This window comes from Campylobacter sp. LR291e, assembly GCF_008633915.1.
In the GTDB taxonomy this organism is placed as follows: domain Bacteria; phylum Campylobacterota; class Campylobacteria; order Campylobacterales; family Campylobacteraceae; genus Campylobacter_D.
Genome location: NZ_VJNV01000001.1, coordinates 18,156 through 36,387 on the forward strand (window position 1 = coordinate 18,156; position 18,232 = coordinate 36,387).

Annotated in this window: 20 protein-coding genes and 1 tRNA gene; 4 read left to right on the top strand and 17 right to left on the bottom strand. The window is 28.8% G+C overall.

Going from position 1 to position 18,232, the window contains the following annotated elements; genetic code table 11:
* From hypB to FMM58_RS00145, 7 genes are read right to left on the bottom strand one after another with little or no spacing between them, the layout of a single operon-like run.
* Complete coding sequence (hypB, locus tag FMM58_RS00115) at positions 1–759, bottom strand: hydrogenase nickel incorporation protein HypB (protein WP_150150877.1); 759 nt, start codon at positions 757–759, stop codon at positions 1–3.
* Positions 760–810: 51 nt separating this feature from the next.
* Positions 811–2,994, bottom strand: coding sequence for a carbamoyltransferase HypF (gene hypF, locus FMM58_RS00120; protein ID WP_150139237.1), 2,184 nt, complete (start codon positions 2,992–2,994; stop codon positions 811–813).
* Positions 2,972–4,492 (bottom strand): hypothetical protein, encoded by a 1,521-nt coding sequence (locus FMM58_RS00125; RefSeq protein ID WP_150150880.1) that lies wholly within the window; start codon positions 4,490–4,492, stop codon positions 2,972–2,974. Before FMM58_RS00125 ends, hypF begins: the two co-directional genes overlap by 23 nt.
* Before the next feature lie 3 nt (positions 4,493–4,495).
* Complete coding sequence (locus FMM58_RS00130; RefSeq protein WP_150139241.1) at positions 4,496–4,702, bottom strand: hypothetical protein; 207 nt, start codon at positions 4,700–4,702, stop codon at positions 4,496–4,498.
* A 2-nt stretch (positions 4,703–4,704) separates the two neighbouring features.
* The gene (locus FMM58_RS00135) at positions 4,705–5,376 is read right to left on the bottom strand and encodes a polyphenol oxidase family protein (protein WP_150139243.1); all 672 of its coding nucleotides are present in this window, start codon (positions 5,374–5,376) and stop codon (positions 4,705–4,707) included.
* The gene (gene ribE, locus FMM58_RS00140; RefSeq protein ID WP_150139245.1) at positions 5,340–5,948 is read right to left on the bottom strand and encodes a riboflavin synthase; all 609 of its coding nucleotides are present in this window, start codon (positions 5,946–5,948) and stop codon (positions 5,340–5,342) included. The genes FMM58_RS00135 and ribE overlap by 37 nt, the downstream gene beginning before the upstream one ends.
* A gap of 9 nt (positions 5,949–5,957) precedes the next feature.
* Positions 5,958–8,483: a hypothetical protein gene (locus FMM58_RS00145; protein WP_150150883.1), complete on the bottom strand. Its 2,526-nt coding sequence runs from the start codon at positions 8,481–8,483 to the stop codon at positions 5,958–5,960.
* Positions 8,484–8,647: 164 nt separating this feature from the next.
* Here FMM58_RS00145 and groES point away from each other — a divergent pair, with 164 nt between their 5' ends.
* From groES to FMM58_RS00165, 4 genes are all read left to right on the top strand, one after another.
* On the top strand, positions 8,648–8,908 hold the full coding sequence (gene groES, locus FMM58_RS00150; RefSeq protein ID WP_150139249.1) for a co-chaperone GroES: 261 nt from the start codon (positions 8,648–8,650) through the stop codon (positions 8,906–8,908).
* A gap of 10 nt (positions 8,909–8,918) precedes the next feature.
* Positions 8,919–10,556 (top strand): chaperonin GroEL, encoded by a 1,638-nt coding sequence (gene groL / locus FMM58_RS00155; RefSeq protein WP_150139251.1) that lies wholly within the window; start codon positions 8,919–8,921, stop codon positions 10,554–10,556.
* Positions 10,557–11,061: 505 nt separating this feature from the next.
* Complete coding sequence (locus tag FMM58_RS00160) at positions 11,062–11,352, top strand: hypothetical protein (RefSeq protein ID WP_150139253.1); 291 nt, start codon at positions 11,062–11,064, stop codon at positions 11,350–11,352.
* A gap of 22 nt (positions 11,353–11,374) precedes the next feature.
* Positions 11,375–11,722, top strand: coding sequence for a hypothetical protein (locus tag FMM58_RS00165; RefSeq protein ID WP_150150889.1), 348 nt, complete (start codon positions 11,375–11,377; stop codon positions 11,720–11,722).
* 405 nt (positions 11,723–12,127) lie between these two features.
* Here the strand turns inward: FMM58_RS00165 and FMM58_RS08555 are convergent, their stop codons facing one another.
* From FMM58_RS08555 to FMM58_RS00200, 10 genes are all read right to left on the bottom strand, one after another.
* The gene (locus FMM58_RS08555) at positions 12,128–12,271 is read right to left on the bottom strand and encodes a hypothetical protein (protein ID WP_190317909.1); all 144 of its coding nucleotides are present in this window, start codon (positions 12,269–12,271) and stop codon (positions 12,128–12,130) included.
* A 211-nt stretch (positions 12,272–12,482) separates the two neighbouring features.
* Complete coding sequence (locus FMM58_RS00170) at positions 12,483–12,701, bottom strand: hypothetical protein (RefSeq protein ID WP_150150892.1); 219 nt, start codon at positions 12,699–12,701, stop codon at positions 12,483–12,485.
* A 35-nt stretch (positions 12,702–12,736) separates the two neighbouring features.
* A complete protein-coding gene (locus tag FMM58_RS00175; protein ID WP_150150895.1) occupies positions 12,737–13,960 on the bottom strand; it encodes a class I SAM-dependent DNA methyltransferase in 1,224 nt (407 codons plus the stop codon).
* Entirely contained in the window at positions 13,938–14,129 is a 192-nt protein-coding gene (locus tag FMM58_RS08560) for a hypothetical protein (protein ID WP_150179546.1), read from the bottom strand. The genes FMM58_RS00175 and FMM58_RS08560 overlap by 23 nt, the downstream gene beginning before the upstream one ends.
* A 371-nt stretch (positions 14,130–14,500) precedes the next feature.
* Positions 14,501–14,905 (bottom strand): type I restriction enzyme HsdR N-terminal domain-containing protein, encoded by a 405-nt coding sequence (locus FMM58_RS00180; RefSeq protein WP_150150898.1) that lies wholly within the window; start codon positions 14,903–14,905, stop codon positions 14,501–14,503.
* Positions 14,906–15,034, bottom strand: a complete 129-nt coding sequence (locus tag FMM58_RS09065) for a hypothetical protein (protein WP_263312591.1) — start codon at positions 15,032–15,034, stop codon at positions 14,906–14,908.
* 50 nt (positions 15,035–15,084) lie between these two features.
* Positions 15,085–15,160, bottom strand: a tRNA-Val gene (locus FMM58_RS00185).
* A 161-nt stretch (positions 15,161–15,321) separates the two neighbouring features.
* Positions 15,322–16,293 (bottom strand): iron-sulfur cluster assembly scaffold protein, encoded by a 972-nt coding sequence (locus FMM58_RS00190; protein ID WP_150139265.1) that lies wholly within the window; start codon positions 16,291–16,293, stop codon positions 15,322–15,324.
* A gap of 3 nt (positions 16,294–16,296) precedes the next feature.
* Positions 16,297–17,481: a NifS family cysteine desulfurase gene (locus FMM58_RS00195; RefSeq protein ID WP_150139267.1), complete on the bottom strand. Its 1,185-nt coding sequence runs from the start codon at positions 17,479–17,481 to the stop codon at positions 16,297–16,299.
* Positions 17,482–17,732: 251 nt separating this feature from the next.
* On the bottom strand, positions 17,733–18,122 hold the full coding sequence (locus tag FMM58_RS00200) for a DUF4156 domain-containing protein (protein ID WP_150180246.1): 390 nt from the start codon (positions 18,120–18,122) through the stop codon (positions 17,733–17,735).
* Between the last annotated feature and the right edge of the window lie 110 nt (positions 18,123–18,232).

Below are 18,232 nucleotides of genomic sequence, written 5' to 3' on the forward strand. Positions count from 1 at the left end.
TTAAAAAAGCTCTCTTTTTAAACGCAAAAACTTATACCAAAGTTCTAAATTTGTACCATTTTTAGCATCAAGCACTATAATATCAGCCCTTGGGCTCAATTCTTTTATATATTTACTTGCTTCTTTTATATCAAAGTCAAAATATTGTGCTAAATCAGCCTTAGCAATGATAACTAAATCAGCCTTTCTAAACATTACAGGATATTTTGCAGGTTTATCACTGCCCTCTGTTACACTTAAAAGCACCACATTTAAATGTTGTCCTAAATCATAACTTGCAGGGCAAACTAAATTCCCAACATTTTCAATAAAAAGTAAGTCGCAATTTTTATCTAATTCTAAATGGTGAAGCCCGTTGTGAACCATAAAGGCATCTAGGTGACAACTTTGTCCGGTAGTGATTTGATAAGCCTTTGCCCCTGCTTTTATAATCCTATTTGCATCGTTATTTGTCTCTAAATCCCCTTCTATAACGCAGATATTAAATTCATCCTTTAAGGCATGAATTGTGCTTTCTAGTAAGGTAGTTTTGCCACTTCCTGCTGAACTCATTAAATTTATGCAAAGAATGTTATTTTCGTTGAAATGCTCTCTATTATGCCTTGCTTCTTCATCGTTTTTACTTAGAATTTTACTTAACACTGCCACACTACTTGCCTCGTTTAAGCTAGGGTGTGCGTGGTGATTATGCTCGTGGTGACGATGATTATTGTCGTGGTGGTGATGATTTTCCAAAGAACAGCCACAATCCTTACACATTGTTTATCCTTTTTAAAAAATTTGCATATCTTAACATAAAAGCTTTAAAAACTAGTTAAGCGTATGTAAAAAATGAACCATTTGCCCAAGTGCTATTGAACTATCGTTACAAGGGAATTTTAAGGGGGTTAAAAACTTAAAATTTAAGCGAGTTAAAATTTCAAGTAAGGTCTTATTTTGAAAAACTCCACCGCTTAAAATAACTTCACAATCATAATTTTTACTATATTGTATTATAAACTTAGCTAAGCCATTTAAAAAGCCTGTACTTGCCTTTGTTTTATCATGAATTAAGGCCCCCTTTATAGCCTCTTTAAAATTGATAACACCATTTTCTATATAAAAATCATAGGCAAAATTTAGCTTTTTATCGTAATATTTTTCAAGTAAAAGTCCCATTTGAGCCTCAAAACTTAGATTTTGAATATTAAATAAAATGGCTGTAAAACCATCTATTATACGGCCAAGCGATGAAGTAGTAAGCGTGGAATTATTATAAATTTTTTTTAGATTTTGTAAATTTGTATTATTAAAATTATTTAAAAAAGAAGATGCTAAATTTTCTAAGTTATAGTGCCAAATAAGACTTAGGGCTAAATTTGATATCTTTTTAATATCGCTATTTATTAATTTAAAATATTCAAAATGCGTTATTCTTTCATATTCTTTTATATCGCCATAAAAAATCTCTCCTCCCCAAATTTGTTTATCGTCCCCATAACCAGTACCATCAAAGATAAAACCAAGTGCTTTGTTACAAAGTTTAAACTCAAAATAAGTTGCACAAAAATGTGCGTAATGGTGAGAAATTTTAACTGCGTTTTTAAAATCCTTTGTATAATGAAAATTTGGGTGTTTATCAGCTAGAAAATAATCAAATTTTAAATTATAATGAGTGGTAAAAAAGTCTAGTAATTTTTTCATTCTATCATAGCAATCAATGTTTTTTAAATCCCCTATATAAGGGCTAATTATAAGCTTTTTATCATAAAATATACAAAATTGATTTTTTAACTCAGCCCCAAGGGCTAAAATATTTTTATTTATATTGTTTTTAAGGTCTATATAATAGGGATTAACCCCCCTTGAAGTGCGTAAAAATTGCATTTTATTATCATAAATTTGAACTATTGAATCATCACTTGAATTTATAATATCTCTGTCATAATCTAGGTAAAAATCAAAAATTTTATCTAATTTTTCAAGCAGTTTTTCTTCATTAAAAATAATGCTTTCACCACTTAAATTTGCACTCGTAGCAATCAAAGGATTTTTAAAATATTTAAAAAGCAATAAATGAAGAGGGGTATAGGCTAACATTATGCCTATTTTATTGCTATTTGGGGCTATTAAATCATTTTTTATAAGCTTTTTTTGTAAAATCACAATGGGGGAGATATTTGATTTTAAGGCCTTTTTTTCAGCCCCTTTAATAAGGGCAAGTTTTTTTGCCATTTTGATATTTTTACACATTAGAGCAAAGGGCTTTAGTGGTCTATTTTTTCTAAGTCTAAGTTCTTTTAAGGCATTTTCATTTAAGGCATCACACATTAAATGAAAGCCACCCATTCCCTTAATAGCGATTATTTTTCCTTGTCTTAAAAGCCTTGCTACTTCTTTAAAGGCCTTTTTATTATTTGCTAAAATTTCTTGTTTTTTATCTTTTAAATAAGTGTTAATTTTGCACTTAGGACAGCTTAAGGGTTGGGCATGAAAGCGTCGATTTTTAGGGTCTTCATACTCATTTTTACAAAAATCACACATTTTAAAGTTAGTCATGCTCGTATTTTTTCTATCATAGGGCAAATTTTTAATAATGCTAAATCTTGGCCCACAATGAGTACAAGTGATAAAAGGATAAGAAAATCTAGGATTTTTTTTATCAAAAAATTCTTTTTTACAAGCCTTACAAATACTAAAATCACTTAGTAGGGGCGTAGTTTTGATATTTTGCTTTGAAGAAGTGATAATAAATTTTTCATAATTTAAAAAATTTGAGTTTTTAACCTCTAAGCTATCAATTCTAGCAAGAGGGGGCAGGTTTTTATATATCTTTTTTATAAATTTATTTAGTATTTTTTTAGTACAATTCATTTTTATTATCACCCCAAAGCCATCATTATAAACCTCGCCCTTTATTTTTAATTTTTTAGCTTGTTTATAAACAAAGGGGCGAAAACCTACGCCTTGTACTAAACCTGCAATTTCTATTTTAAAAGATTCTTGTTGGTACATAGCTTAGTTGAGATTTCCTAACATGCTTTAAACTCTCTCTTAATAAGGGCTTGCACTCAAAAAGTGAGCCACTAAGTATTGTTTCATCTATTAATTTTTTCTCAAATAAATCATCGTTTAAATCCCTTAAAAAATAAGCTAGGCTTTCAATAGTTCCATAAATGATATTTTCATCATTTACACCGGCTAATTTATAACTCATCATAGAACGAAGTGTAAAAATATAATTAAAAACGCCGTTTTCAGCCTTAAAATCAATCTTAACCCCACGCATTAACCTTGAATTTGAAGCTATATTTAAAAAGATATTACCGGCCCTTAAAAAATCATTATCTAAATGCAAAAACCTAGCTATAATGCAAAAAAGAGAAAAAAAGTTATTTTTGCAATTAAAACTTTCATTAGGCAATAAAAAGGCATTTTTGTAATTATTTAAAAGTTTGCTTGAAATTTCATCACTTTTTAATATTTTATAAATTTCATCGCTATTATTTGGCAAGTTAATCTTTAAGATATTATTTTTTTTATTGATTAATAAAATATCATCAAATTCTTGGGATAATTCTATTAAAAAAGGATTGTTAAATTTAGACAAAATATAAGAAATTCTAGTCATATTTTTATCTTCTTTGCTAAAAATTAATTCCTTTGCCTTTTGATTGATAAATTCAAAGCCCTTAATAATTAAAATACCATCATTTATAGCCATTAACTCAAAGTCATTCTCAAAGGTTTCAATCTTTTTAACAAGCATAAAATTAAAGCCAAGTTTGGTTAATCTTTGTCCTAAAACAAAGCTAAATAAATTTTGACTTAGTTTAAGTTTAAATTCTTTAATTTCTATTTTATATTTTTGTCTAAAAAGGGCATTAAATTTTAATTTTATCAAAGGTTTTTCAATACTTGCAAGTAGTTTTAAACTCTCATTTGAACAAGAAAAGACTGAATTTATAGTATTTATATCACAAGCCATTAAAAAGCTGTTTTCATCTTTAAAATCATAATTTTGAAGTAAGCTTACTTCGTAAATTCCTCTAGTATTTTTAAGATAAATTTTTTCATTGTTATTTAATGCATTTAAGGCATTTTCTAAACACTGGTTAAAATTTTCTTTGTTAAGCTTTATAAATTCGTTATTTAATGAAAATTCAAGCTCGCAAAATATCCCCCATTCGTTTTCTATTAAAATATTTTTTTCTAAATAAGCACTTGCATTTAACTGCGTTAAATAAGGAAAAATGCTAAATTCTTTTTTATGAGTTTTTTCTTTAAAATCTTGCCCTTCATTAACGCTAAAATTCCTTAAAAATACACTGGTGCTAATACTATTTAAACTTTGGCAAAATTTAGTTAATTCTTCTTCTTTGCCCTTGATTTTAAAAATATAAGTATTATTCTTTTTTTCTAAATCAAAAATATAATTTTTTGCATAAAAATAAAGTAAATATTCAAAAATATCATTATCGCTTACATATTCAAAATTAAATTCTAATACCATTTTTTATCCCTTACTTAATAAAGCCTCATCTTTGGAGTTGATAATAGAGTTTAAAATTCGCATAATCTCATCTTCTTCTTCGCTACTTAACTTACTTAAATCCTTTTGTAATAAATGGCTTACAAATTGTTCGTTTAATAAATCACTATCTGCAAATTCCCTTGCCTTTTGAATGATTTTAAGTATCTTTAAATCCTTCGTTTCATACATTTTTAAGCCTTTAAATAAATAACACTTGCAAAACGAGTTTGGGTTTTATCCTTTCTATATGAGGGAAAATTCTCATTTTCAAAGGTGCAAATTTCACTATCTTTTATATTCAAAATTCCATATTCTTTTGCCTTTTTTTTAATTAAGACCTGTAAATTTAAGTAATTTTCATTTAAAAAATCTTTAAAATTTTGCTTAGTAAAGTCTAAAACCTGCCCATTTATCTCATAATGCTTAACACAAATTGAAGGTCCTATGAAAAGGTGAAAGTTATTATTATCTAAATTTGGATATTTTTTATAAATTTTTTCAAGGCAAACTCCTAAAATATCATCAAAACAGCCCTTTCTTCCAGCATGAAGTCCTGCTATAATTCCACTTTCATGCCACAATAACAAAGGCAAACAATCAGCACTTAAAACGCAAAGTGCCATATTTTTTTCAGTGCCTATTAAGCCATCGCTTTGACTTAGATTTTCATCTAAAAATTGAACTATATTTGAGTGAATTTGGTCCATAAAAATACATTTTTTAATATTTGGGGTGTATTCTTTAAAAATATTTTCTTCGCATTTTTTACCCCTAAAAACACTATAATCCTTATCAAAGGCACAAAATACGCCAACTTTATCATTATCTAATAAAGATAAGAAATTTTTTCTATCTCTTCCCATGAAAGTTCCTTTTTTTTATGTATCTGTGCGTAAATATAACGGGATAGTAAATCACTTTCTATATTAATTCTGCGTCCTATTTTATACTCATTAAATAAAGTTTCTTTAAAGCTAATAGGAATAATTGTAAGTCTTATTTGATTATGTAAAATTTCATTTATAGTAAGGCTAACTCCATCAATGCCAATACTTCCCTTATGTCCCATAAAATTCATGGCCTTATCTGGCAAGTTTATAAAAAAATCTACCCCATTTTCATTTTTTTTAATCTTAGCTAAAATTCCTATAAAATCAATATGACCCTGCATTAAATGCCCATCTATTCTATCGCCAAATCTAAGGGCTGGTTCTATATGCACCCTATCTTTTAAATTTTCAGTGGCTAGGTTGTTTCTACTTTCTTTTGAAAGTTCAAGCAAAAAGCCATCTTTTTCAAGCTTTATCACGCTTAAACAAGCCCCATTTACTGCTATGCTATCGCCCAAATTTGGTCTATGTTTAGCCTTTAAGCTTAAAATATTATTTTGATAAGATTTAACTTTAGCAATCTCTCTTATAAGTCCATTAAACATTACTAGCCTTTAAAATAGCTTTTTAAGCAATTTATCAACACTCTTACCAATCTCTTCTTTTAATTCCTTAGTATTAGACTTTGTAGAATCAGTAATTACATTAGTAATAGTCTTTGCTATGCTTGAAGTATCTAGGCTAATCTTAGGATTTTGAGTAGTTCCTGTTATAGAACCATTAAAATCAGCCCTGTCAATCTTAGCACTAAATGGAATATTCAAAGACCCACTATCTGTGTTGATTTTGCCAGAATTTATAACTATATCACTTCTATCAGCCTTCATATTAAGATTAAAGCTAATATTGCTTTTATTAATATTTGCATTTGCGTTAGCAGTATGATAAACATCTGTTGTAATATCCTTTGATATAATGATATTTAAGGCATTTGTAATGGTACTTTTTTTAAGCTTTCCATTATTTAAATTTAAGCTAACCTCTCCTTTTTGAGTGTTTAAGTTATAAGTTGCATTTGCATTTGCCTTACTCTCATAAATATCAGTAAAATCAAAACCCTTAGCCAAACTTGAAAAATCAACATTTTCAAGCTTAGCATTTATGATATTATTTTTTAAGTTTGAATCTAGCTTTCCTTGATAAAAATTGTCACTCATTGCTGTTAAATCAAGGCTTTTATTGAAATTTAACTTTCCATTTAAATCAAGCTTTCCACTTAATTTTCTATCAAGTAAAAAACCAAGCTTTGATAAATCGCTAATATTTAATTTATAAGTTGAGTTTAAAAGCATTTTATTTAAATCAAAAGAACCATTCAAGTTACTCATCTTTGCTAAATCAGTATTTAACACACTTTCAAAATTTGCAAGAGAGTTTTTAAGGGTGATTTTAGCATTTAAATCATAATTTGTATTGCTGGGAAATTTTTTATCTAATAACTTGCTTAAAACACTAGCATTTAAAAGACCATTTGCCTTAATGTCTGCATTGCCATTTAAATTATTAAAATCAAGGCTTGTTAAATTTGCCTTTGCATTTAAAGACCCACTTGCATAAGTTGGCATTCCTATAATGCTTAAAATCTTTGTTATATCAAGTTTACTAGCTTCTAAATCAAGGGTTTTTCCGTTTGAGTTTATATTTAAGACCCCATCTGCAATTACTGCTTTTGCATTTAAGCTTTTTATTTCATTATTTGCAATATCACCATTTGCATTTAAACTAAGAGCCCCCTTAATATTATTATTAATCTTAGATAAATCATCAATATTTGCTTGTGTGTTAAATTTTAAGACCATTGAATTTAAGTCATAAGAGCCTTTAAATTCTTTTATATTTAATAAATTTGAACTAATAACAGCTTCATAATCAATAAGTCCTTTATTTGCCTTAGCATTTGCATCAAGGTTAAAACTCATACTTGGAAATTCAAGCCCTATAAACTCTTTAAGTCCATTAGAATTAAGCTTGCCATTTTTAACATCTGCTTTCGCATTGAAATTTTGAAAATCAAGTCCAATACTTTGTAAATTTGCATTTAAGACTCCAGTAGCTAAATTTCCATAACCTATAATGCCTAAAAGCTTATCAAGGCTAATTTGTTCTAATAAAACATTTAAAATACTATCCTTTAAACTAGCCTCTGCCTTTCTGCCAAGTCCATTAATATTTACATTTAAATTAGTTAAGGTATTATTTTGCAAACTTAAATCCCCATTTATGTTTAAATTCCCATTTAATTTTGTTTTTGTAAGGCTTTCAAGTTTAGCTAAATTTGGAATTTGTAAAGAAAAATCACTATTTAAAGTAGAATTTGCTAAATCATAATCTGTATTTTGCGTTTGAAAATTTAGATAATCGTTATAAATTTTACTAAGTATATTTATCTTATTATCCTTAATATTAGCATTAATTTCAGCCTTTGGATTTGAATTTTTAGGCAAGGTGATATTAAAATCTTCTTTAATTTTTACATAGTTTATACTAGTTGTATTAAGTTTTATGACAGCACTGCCATCAGGTTGTAGATTATTAGCTACAATGTTAGCATTAATATCAAGTACCCCATTTGCATAGTTAGGCTTAGAAAGCAAGCTTAATAGCTTTTCTATTTTAAGATTATTAGCATCGATTTTTAAAGCTATAGGGCTATATTTGTAAATTCTAGTATCTAGCTTTGTATTAGAACCAATCAACAAACCCTCGCCGTCTACATTAAAATCGCTTAACTTTCCAACAATAGACCCATTAAAATCAATGTTTTTATCAAGGTTTAAGCCCAAATTTTTAGCATTATCTTTATCAAAACTAAGCAAATAAGAAAGATTAAATTTTAAAGAAAAAATGCTTATATCCCCATTTAGATTAATATCAAGTAAATTTGCTAATTTAGCATTTAAGCTTAGACTTGAAGTACGAAGTTTAAACTCACTTATATTTAAATCAAGACCTGCCATTTTTGCCTTATCTTGTGCTATGTTTGCTATGATATTATTACCAAAAGTAGTAAAAAGTATAGTATAAAGGGCTATTAAAAGCACTATAAAAAGGGCTAAAAGGGCGTAAAGTATTTTTTTCATTTCATCTCCTTATAGTTTCATTTATAAAGTATATTTAGCTTAATGGACTAAAGTTTTATAAATATTTTTCTTTAAAGTATTGACAAAATTCATTTTTTATAGTATGATTTTGTCACTCAAAAATAAAGAGTGCTAAAAAATCACAAATTTTAAGGACGGACAAAATGAATTTTCAACCCTTAGGAAAACGCATTTTAGTAAAACGCGTTGAAGAAACTAATACAACAGCTTCTGGCATAATTATACCAGATAATGCTAAAGAAAAACCTTTAATAGGTGAAGTTGTTGCTGTAAGCAAGGAAGTAAGTGAGATTGCAGATAAAGATAAGGTAGTATTTGCTAAATATGGTGGTACTGAGATAAAGCTAGATAACCAAGATTACTTGGTACTAAATTTAGACGATGTTTTAGGAATTTTAAAATAAAGGATAAAAAATGGCAAAAGAAATTATTTTTTCAGATGAAGCAAGGAATCAACTTTATAACGGCGTTCAAAAACTAAATGACGCTGTAAAAGTTACTATGGGACCAAGAGGAAGAAATGTTTTGATTCAAAAAAGTTTTGGTACGCCAAGCATTACTAAGGATGGTGTAAGCGTAGCAAAAGAAGTAGAATTAAAAGACAATCTTGAAAATATGGGTGCTTCTCTTGTTAGAGAGGTTGCTAGTAAGACAGCTGATCAGGCTGGAGATGGTACTACAACAGCCACTGTTTTAGCCCATGCTATTTTTAAAGAAGGTTTAAGAAATATCACTGCTGGGGCTAATCCTATAGAGGTTAAAAGAGGTATGGATAAGGCTTGCGAGGCCATTGTTAATGAACTTCAAAAGCTTTCAAGAGAAGTAAAAGATAAAAAAGAAATCGCACAAGTTGCGACAATTTCAGCAAATTCTGATGAAAAAATTGGGGCATTAATTGCTGATGCTATGGAAAAAGTAGGAAAAGACGGCGTTATAACCGTTGAAGAGGCAAAATCAATTAACGATGAGTTAAGCGTTGTTGAGGGTATGCAATTTGATAGAGGTTATTTAAGCCCTTATTTTATCACTAATGCAGAAAAAATGATAGTAGAATTATCAAATCCTTATATATTACTTTTTGATAAAAAGATTACAAATTTAAAGGACCTTTTACCTGTGCTAGAACAAATTCAAAAGACAGGAAAGCCACTTTTAATTATAGCAGAAGACATTGAAGGCGAGGCCTTGGCTACCTTGGTTGTAAATAAATTGCGTGGAATTTTAAATATTTCTGCGGTTAAGGCACCTGGCTTTGGTGATAGAAGAAAGGCTATGCTTGAAGATATAGCTATTTTAACAGGTGGCGAGGTATTAGCAGAAGAGTTAGGAAGAACCCTTGAAAGTGCTACCTTACAAGACTTAGGACAAGCATCAAGCGTAATTATTGACAAAGATAACACAACTATAGTAAATGGGGCTGGTGAAAAAAGCAATATAGATGCAAGAATCACTCAAATAAAGGCACAAATTGCAGAAACTACAAGCGATTATGATAAGGAAAAATTGCAGGAAAGACTAGCAAAATTAAGTGGTGGCGTTGCTTTGATTAAGGTTGGGGCTGCTACTGAAACTGAAATGAAAGAGAAAAAAGATAGGGTTGATGATGCCCTAAGTGCTACAAAGGCAGCCGTTGAAGAAGGCATTGTAATAGGTGGGGGCGCTGCCTTTATCAAGGCTAAGGCTAAGATAAACTTATCTTTACAAGGCGATGAGTTAATTGGTGCAAATATCGTAGAAAGGGCACTAAAAGCTCCTTTAAGACAAATTGCAGAAAATGCTGGTTTTGATGCTGGCGTTGTTGTAAATAGCGTTGAAAATTCAAAGGATGAAAATATCGGTTTTGACGCTGCAAAGGGTGAGTATGTAGATATGTTTAGTGCTGGTATAATTGATCCTGTAAAGGTTGAAAGAATAGCACTTTTAAACGCAGTTTCTGTTGCAAGTATGCTTCTAACTACTGAGGCTACTATTAGCGAGATTAAAGAAGAAAAACCTGCTATGCCTGATATGAGTGGCATGGGAGGAATGGGTGGCATGGGTGGCATGATGTAACCCAAAATCAGCAAGAATTTCTTGCTGATTTTTCTTCTTAATATCTTTAATTTTTATAAATTTTCTTTCAAAAAAAATACAACATAATAAAAATACTTCACATAGCTTCTTTTATGGGAAATATTGGCAACAATGTTTCGCATTTTGGTTTTTACAATATATTAAAAAAAACTAGGAGTTAAATGTGAGTTAGTAAATTTAGAAATGAGAAGATTTTATGAAAATTATACTCACAAAGATAAGCTTTTTTTGGGATGATAGCTTTATTAATCATATAAACTCATTTGATGCAGTTATCGTTGGGTGGATTTTTAGATTCTAATTTAAAAAAATCACCAAGTGCTAACACACTAGCACTAAGCCCAAGTTTAATAAAAAAGATAAAATTTCCATTTTTCATAACAAGCATGGGTATGCACTCGCAAATTCCATTAAATTTAAAAAAAGGCAAAGCAATTTTATTTAAGTCTTTTTGATAATTCTAATATTTACCTTGCTTTAAAAAATGATTTTTCTAAAGAAATTTTTATCAAATACTTTTAACGATGATTGTTTTAAAAAAATAGCAGAAATTTTAGATAATGGTTCTTTCTTTGAAAGTTCAAAGGATACTTTTAAGCTAGAAAAAGAAAGCTACATAGCCATTAATATAGCACAAAGTCAGCTATCAAAAAATTGCGATATAAACTTATATTTTAAGCAATTCAAAAAAACTTTTTTTGTAAAAAATGGCATAAAAATTGTTTTTGTACTCCATTTATACGATGATTTAATGGATTTTTTAAATTTTTTTTGATTTTTTGAAAGATGATTATTTAGTGCGTAAAAATTTTATAATAGCCCCTGTTTTACAAGGCTTTAAAGGCACTCAAATTTTATTTTCTATTTATAAGAATTCTTTATTTAGCATTACTTCTAGGTTTCATTCTTGCATAGGAAATATAAATTACAAATTAACAGCCATAAGCACTTTAAATCGCATAAATTATCTTTTTAAAAGCATTGACATGAGCGAGTATTGTGTAAGCCTTGATAGTGATTTTTTTCAAATTATTATTGAAAATTTTAATTCTAATAAAAAGCCAAATTTTAGCAAACTTGAAAATTTTAAAAAAGAAAGCCTTAAAACTTATGAGAGTATTTTTAAGCAAATGAAAATACTTTAAATTACTTAAGTTTTATGAAATTGGTTCAATAAAAACTTGAAATTTACTTAAATTTGGTTTTTTAATAAATTATTGAATTAAAACTCAAAAAGTATTATTTATTACTCTATAAAACATTATTCTTTAGTTCTACTTCTGTGTTTTTCAATAATTCTTTTCCATCTTTTCTTAGTTTTAAAATTTGTTCAAAAATATTTTGATATTTAGCTTGTAATTCTTGTTCAAAGTTTGGAATTAAAATCTTTTTTAATTCATTTTTATTTATCGCAGCAAGTATAGTTTCACTTGGAAATTTTTTTAGATATTCTTGAAAAAATTCATTTTAAATAAAATAAAAAGAGTTGCATTATTGATTCGATTTGAACGAATTATATAAAATCCAGCAGAAACTAAACAATCATTAAATTAATCAGTGATAATTGCACATTTTGAAAGCGAACCTTCTATTGATGAAATAATTAAATCACCACTTTTTACAATTCTTCTAGCTCTGCTTGGTAAATCTTTACCCAAAGTCATTTTAGGTTCATCTATTTCACCATTTGACATAATATTTGCAAGTTCAATATATCTATAATATTCATCATTGTTTGGAGTAAAATTCGCATTAATTATTTCATTATCTTGTAAAGTTATAAAACCATTCTTATAGTTTTTAATTATTTTCTAGGTTTGCATATTTTAAAGCTATCTTTAAAGTTTACAATTCTATAACTTGGCAATTTGCTATTTAATAAATTTTCTAAAATCATTTTTCACTTCAAAAACTCAAATTTTGTGCTTTTGCAAATTCTATAAAAGCTTTTGCTATACCATCTTTACTATAAATGTTATTTGGATTTAGATTAATCATATTTGGGTCATGGTTAAATAAATCATGTTTTACAAAAATATGCCCAAGTGTATCTTTAATACGCTCGGTTATTTCAGTAATTTCTTCAGCTATTAGATAATATTTTTGAGTTTCTTTATCTAGCATATTATATTTGTCTAGATCAATAGGTATTTTGGTATTTAAGCCAATAATAGGAATTTCTTCATATTTAATTTTTCATCTTTATTAAGTTTCAAATATTCTTCAATACTGATTGTTTTATTATTTTGGTTATCTATTTTTTTAAAATTACTATTTTTTAAAATCCATTTTTTGTGTAAATCTAGTTTTCTAAATTTAGTTATAAAATTATCTTTGATAATTAATTCTTTATTATTATCGGTTCTATATTTTATTGTTGTAATTGTTTTGATTTTTTGATTGTAACTTTTTTTATCTACTAAGTTATCATACTCTTTTTTTAATATTTGTCTTTTATCTTTCTTATTTGTATAAATATTTTTTGTTTCATAAGTATAGATAGTATTTCTAACGTAATTTTCACTACCATATATTTTGTCTCCTGAATTATTTTTACTAGGTTCTTGCATGGTAGCAAAAAATATAGGATAATCATTATTAGATAATTTTGGGCAAATATTTGGAAAACCACACTTTTCATCAGTCCATTTTTGTATGAATAAAATATTAGTTTTTGGTGCAGTATGTGGTTTAAAAGTATTTTCGTGCAATCCTATTACCGCAAGTATTCTACATTTATCAGCAATATAATTACGCAAATATTCATCATTAGTATTATTAAATATGCCTTGTGGCAAAACAATTGCCATACGCCCACCTGGTTTTAAAAAATTTAAATTTCTTTCTATAAATAAAATATCTCTACCTATTTTCTTTTTTAATTCTTCATTTGAATTGTAGCTTAAATCATAAATTTCAAGTTGTTCTTTATTGTTAATATCGCATGCAAAAGGTGGATTTGCCATCAAAATATCAAAATTAAATGATTTAAATTTTTCATTATCATTGTTTGCCATCGGATTTGCACTCATATTAGAAAGTTTGACAAAACCTTTATTATATCTTTCTCTCCATTTTTCATTTTGGTATGATTTTTTCCAATTAGTATAATCTAGTGTATTTAATTCAACTACATTTGTTTGTCCATCACCTGCGATGATATTTAACATTCTGCTTACTCTAACAGATTTTTCACTAAAATCAATACCGACTATTTTATTAATGGCATATTCAAGCTCATCAGCAGTCCTTGTTCTAGTTGTAAACAAATTATAAGTTTTAGGATTTAGCTGTTTCCAAACATAAAAGATAGTATGCATGGGAAAACCACAGCTACCACAAGCTGTATCTATCATTGTTTCAGTTGATTTTGGATTTAACATTTTTACACATATCAATTACATATCTTGGAGTAAAATATTGCCCCATATCGCTTTTTTGATTTTTATTAACTAAATGTTCAAATGCTTCATCGACTATATCAAGGTTCGAATTAAAAAGTTTGACATTTTGCAATTCTTTTATGCAAGATTTTAATGTAGCATGTTGCATATCTATGATAGAATTTTTAGGAAATACACCTTGCCATTTATCATTTGCTTTTTTAAATAAATCACTAAATTTTCTATATATTTCATTTAGTGTGTCTTCATTCTAAATTCCATTACTCTAAAATCAGTATCATTTATTTCTTCAAGCACCTTTCCATAGTCATTTATCCCAATTGCAATTCTATCAGCATCTGAACTCGATTGAATTTCATCGTATAATTTGATAAAAATAAGTTTAAAAATTTCATCAAAGGCTTTTTCACTTGGTTCATTTGCACAAAATCTTTGTTCTACATTTAAAATAATATCTTTTAATATTTCGTTTTTCAGTCTGTCATTGAATATAAGTTGTTTTAATGTAAATCTGTGATTTTACATCCATTCGTTTAAATCTTCACCATTTTTAGGAAATTTATCTATACCGAGTTCTTCATTAAAATAGGGAAATGCATAAAATTTAAGTAGATTATCGCCATTTGCAATTACACCTATTTTTGGATTTTGTTGACTGCAATATGATTTCATTTGTTCATTAGGTCGTTTTACTTCTATGAGTAAATTTATTTTGTTTCTATCGTATTTATCTAATACAATAATATCTGTTCTTTTTTCTCTTATCTTTGATTTTTCAGCAAAGAGAACTGGTGTTTTAAATATAATTTGTTCTTTTGTATAATTGTAAGTTTCTATCAGCATATGTGCATAATGTTGTCTAACTATTTCTTCGGGTGTTAATTTAAAATAATCTCCATCATCATTTTGCCACGAATGATACATTCAATGCCTAACCTCTCCCCCTATACGCTCTTTAATACGATTATTTAGCCATTTAATGTCTTTTTCATTTATTTGAGCTAAACTTTTTGTATCTTCTTTATCAAAAATTTCATATATTGTTTTTGCCATTTTGTTCCCTTTATTTTTTATATGTTTTATGTTGTTATAAATTAAAATAATGGTGGCTCCGATTGGACTTGAACCAACGACTTCCACCATGTCAAGGTGGTGCTCTACCAGCTGAGCTACGGAACCAAAGGAGATATTATTGCAAAATTTTGCTAAAAAGCTTTTTAAAATTTTTAAATTTACAAGGGGCTAAATTATGTGATAAATTTAAATATAAAAATGAGAGAGAATAAAAGAAGTAAGAATAAGCTAAAGCAAGGTATAAAATTTCTTGCTTTAGCAAAAATTTACACAGGCATTACCCTAATATTTGGGCTTAATTCTTCTTGTAAGATAGTCTCAATGGCATACAAGGTAGCACCACTTCCACTTGAACACCCACTACAAGCTCCAAGGTAGCGAATATAAACGTCAATTGTCTTATCGGTTGCCTTTTGTATGTCAATTACTTCCATATCACCTCCATCATTTTGCAACATAGGGCGAACTTCGGTATCTAGGATATTTTCAACGGCCTTTAATTGTCCAACAAGGGTCATATCATCAAAGATGGTATCTGAATTTATAGCTTTTTCAACCCTTTCTTTATCCATTTCAGCCCTAGTTTGAGCTAGTATATCTACTAGATAATAATCCCTTTTTTCATGCCCTCCAGGTCTTACACAGGACTTACAAAACGCCCCTGCCTTTGTGTATTGAGTGATTTCTTCAACGCTTTTTAAATCATTTAATTTAATTACCTCTTTAATAGTCCCTAAACTTACCCTAGCACACTCACAAACTATAATCTGGTCTTCAAAATCCTCGGGAGAAATTCCCTTATAATGTGCTGCTGCTTGTTTTATAACATCATAAGCCATAACAGAACAATGCATTTTTTGAGGTGGCACAGCAGGGGTGTTTGGGTCATCTCTCATTGCAAATTCCACGTCTAAATTTGTTATCTTAACGGCTTCATCAACCGTTTTTCCTATACATAAATCAACCATAGTATCGCTACTTGCAATAGCAGTACCACAACCAAAGCTTTTAAATTTCGCATCTATTATAGTATCTGTTTTTTCATCTACTAGCCAAAAAAGTCTCACTGCATCCCCACAGCTTTCAGCCCCAAAATCAGCCACAATAAGCTTAGCATTAGCCTTTTTAGCATCCTCTTCATTAAATTCACCCATGTGTAAGGGATTATTCATTCTGTTTTGTACCTTTTGAGAATATTCATCCCAGATAGAACCACCTATTAAGTTATTTTTAGCCATAATTTATCCTTTGTAATTGTTCGGGTTATAAGCATAAGTGCTAGAAATCGCCCTTAATCTCTTCGTTGCCTTATTAATCTCTTCAATCGCATAATCAATCTCGCTTTCTGTATTAAAACGCGATAAAGAAAGCCTTAAAGCAGTGTGTGCAAGGTCGTTTTCAGCCCCGATTGCATTCATTATAGGATTGCTTTCTAAATCCTCACTAGCACAGGCTGAACCCGTACTTGCTGCTATGCCATTTTTATTTAAATCCCAAAGCATAGCCTCGCCTTCAACGCCTTTAATACTAGCTAAAATGGTATTTGGAATTCTATCTTCTTTCTTGCCAACCACGCTAGTATCAGGCATTTTTAAAATAGCATCTTCAAGTTTATCTCTTAATCTTCTAATGTGAGAGTCTTCAAAATTTAGCATAGAAGTAGCGATTTTTAAGGCCTCTCCCATAGCTACAATCCCAGCTACATTTAAGGTTCCACTTCTTCTTCCTGCCATATGTTCTCCTCCATGTAAAAGTGGACTAAGATTAATGCCTTTTTTAATGAAAAGTCCACCAATTCCCTTTGGTCCATGAAATTTATGAGCTGAAAAACTAGCTAAGTCAATCTCGCTTTGTTTTAAAATTATCTTTATTTTTCCTACAGCTTGAGTGGCGTCTGTGTGAAATAAAGCCCCTTTTTCATGGGCTATTTTAGCCATTTCATCTACATTAAAAATCATTCCCGTTTCATTATTTGCCCACATAACGCTAACTAGGGCAGTTTTATCGCTTATCACTTCTTTTAAATTTTGAGGCGTTGAAATGCCATCATTATTTACAGGTAAAGTGATAAGCTTAACGCCAAATTTTTCTAAAAAATTAGCAGCTGCACTAACAGCAGGGTGTTCTACGCCACTTATTATAATTTCGTTTCTATCTTTGTTTAAGATATAGTCAAAATACACGCTTTTAAATACCCAGTTAATACTTTCAGTAGCACAGGAAGTTATAATAATATCATCTAAATCACTTGCTCCAAGTCCAGCATATAATTTATCCATAGCATCTTTTAAGGGCTTGTGAGTATCGCTTCCAAAGCTATGTAAGGAATTTGGGTTGCCATAATTTTCTTTTAAAAATGGTAGCATTAACTCGTAAGCCTGTGGGTCTAGCATAGTAGTAGCGTTGTTATCTAAATATACTTTCAATTTTTTTCCTTTAAAAATTTAATTAGGATATACTTTATCTTTTTTGTAAAAAATCAAGGGATAATAACAAAAAAATATAAAAAAAAGTTTAAAAATTTAATTAATTTTCAATAATTTTTGCAAAATATTTAGCAAAATGATAATGTTAAATTTTTGTTTAAAATATATTTGTTTAAGGCTATATTTTTAAAGAAAATAAGACCTTAAAAGGTCTTATTTAGTGCCACAATCAAAAACAGTGGCCTCTATTTTTAAGAATAAGCTTTAGTTGAATTTGGGACACAAGCAATGGATTCAGGTGAACAAAATGTTTGCTCGCTAGTGATTGAAAGTACTATTCTTTTATTACTAGCATTTTTACCTATAACATCTAAAGCATTATTTTTTAAATCATTTATGGCTCCAGCTCTTAATTCACTGGTCCTACCTCTTTCAAAATACTGACTAGCCCCACCACTTAATGTTATAGTATCATTTCCTTCGATATTTCCTAGCGCCTTACAATCATAAGGGGCAGTTTCACTAGTAGCTATGCTTTTTGCTACTGCTTTTAAGGCAACTGGTTCATGGTCTACAATCATAGCAAAACCACAAGCACAAAAGCTGCAAGCTATAGCATAAGTAAGAATTTTTTTATACATTTTTTCTCCTTAGATATAATTTTTAGCGTGATTACACGTTTTTTTTAAATTTTTCTTAAAATAGGCATAAGAAATTTATATTTTTAAAAATAGATTAGAAAAAGGGGTGC

What these genes read in the sequence shown, in the direction of transcription:
- FMM58_RS00190 (WP_150139265.1), bottom strand. Translation starts at nt 16,293, where the DNA reads ATGGCTAAAAATAACTTAATAGGTGGTTCTATCTGGGATGAATATTCT.
- FMM58_RS00130 (WP_150139241.1), bottom strand. Translation starts at nt 4,702, where the DNA reads ATGTATGAAACGAAGGATTTAAAGATACTTAAAATCATTCAAAAGGCA.
- FMM58_RS08555 (WP_190317909.1), bottom strand. Translation starts at nt 12,271, where the DNA reads ATGTCAAATGGTGAAATAGATGAACCTAAAATGACTTTGGGTAAAGAT.
- FMM58_RS09065 (WP_263312591.1), bottom strand. Translation starts at nt 15,034, where the DNA reads ATGGCAAAAACAATATATGAAATTTTTGATAAAGAAGATACAAAAAGT.
- hypF (WP_150139237.1), bottom strand. Translation starts at nt 2,994, where the DNA reads ATGTACCAACAAGAATCTTTTAAAATAGAAATTGCAGGTTTAGTACAA.
- FMM58_RS00125 (WP_150150880.1), bottom strand. Translation starts at nt 4,492, where the DNA reads ATGGTATTAGAATTTAATTTTGAATATGTAAGCGATAATGATATTTTT.
- ribE (WP_150139245.1), bottom strand. Translation starts at nt 5,948, where the DNA reads ATGTTTAATGGACTTATAAGAGAGATTGCTAAAGTTAAATCTTATCAA.
- FMM58_RS00160 (WP_150139253.1), top strand. Translation starts at nt 11,062, where the DNA reads ATGATTTTTCTAAAGAAATTTTTATCAAATACTTTTAACGATGATTGT.
- FMM58_RS00170 (WP_150150892.1), bottom strand. Translation starts at nt 12,701, where the DNA reads ATGCTAGATAAAGAAACTCAAAAATATTATCTAATAGCTGAAGAAATT.
- hypB (WP_150150877.1), bottom strand. Translation starts at nt 759, where the DNA reads ATGTGTAAGGATTGTGGCTGTTCTTTGGAAAATCATCACCACCACGAC.
- FMM58_RS00135 (WP_150139243.1), bottom strand. Translation starts at nt 5,376, where the DNA reads ATGGGAAGAGATAGAAAAAATTTCTTATCTTTATTAGATAATGATAAA.
- groES (WP_150139249.1), top strand. Translation starts at nt 8,648, where the DNA reads ATGAATTTTCAACCCTTAGGAAAACGCATTTTAGTAAAACGCGTTGAA.
- FMM58_RS00200 (WP_150180246.1), bottom strand. Translation starts at nt 18,122, where the DNA reads ATGTATAAAAAAATTCTTACTTATGCTATAGCTTGCAGCTTTTGTGCT.
- FMM58_RS08560 (WP_150179546.1), bottom strand. Translation starts at nt 14,129, where the DNA reads ATGCAACATGCTACATTAAAATCTTGCATAAAAGAATTGCAAAATGTC.
- FMM58_RS00175 (WP_150150895.1), bottom strand. Translation starts at nt 13,960, where the DNA reads ATGTTAAATCCAAAATCAACTGAAACAATGATAGATACAGCTTGTGGT.
- FMM58_RS00180 (WP_150150898.1), bottom strand. Translation starts at nt 14,905, where the DNA reads ATGTATCATTCGTGGCAAAATGATGATGGAGATTATTTTAAATTAACA.
- groL (WP_150139251.1), top strand. Translation starts at nt 8,919, where the DNA reads ATGGCAAAAGAAATTATTTTTTCAGATGAAGCAAGGAATCAACTTTAT.
- FMM58_RS00145 (WP_150150883.1), bottom strand. Translation starts at nt 8,483, where the DNA reads ATGAAAAAAATACTTTACGCCCTTTTAGCCCTTTTTATAGTGCTTTTA.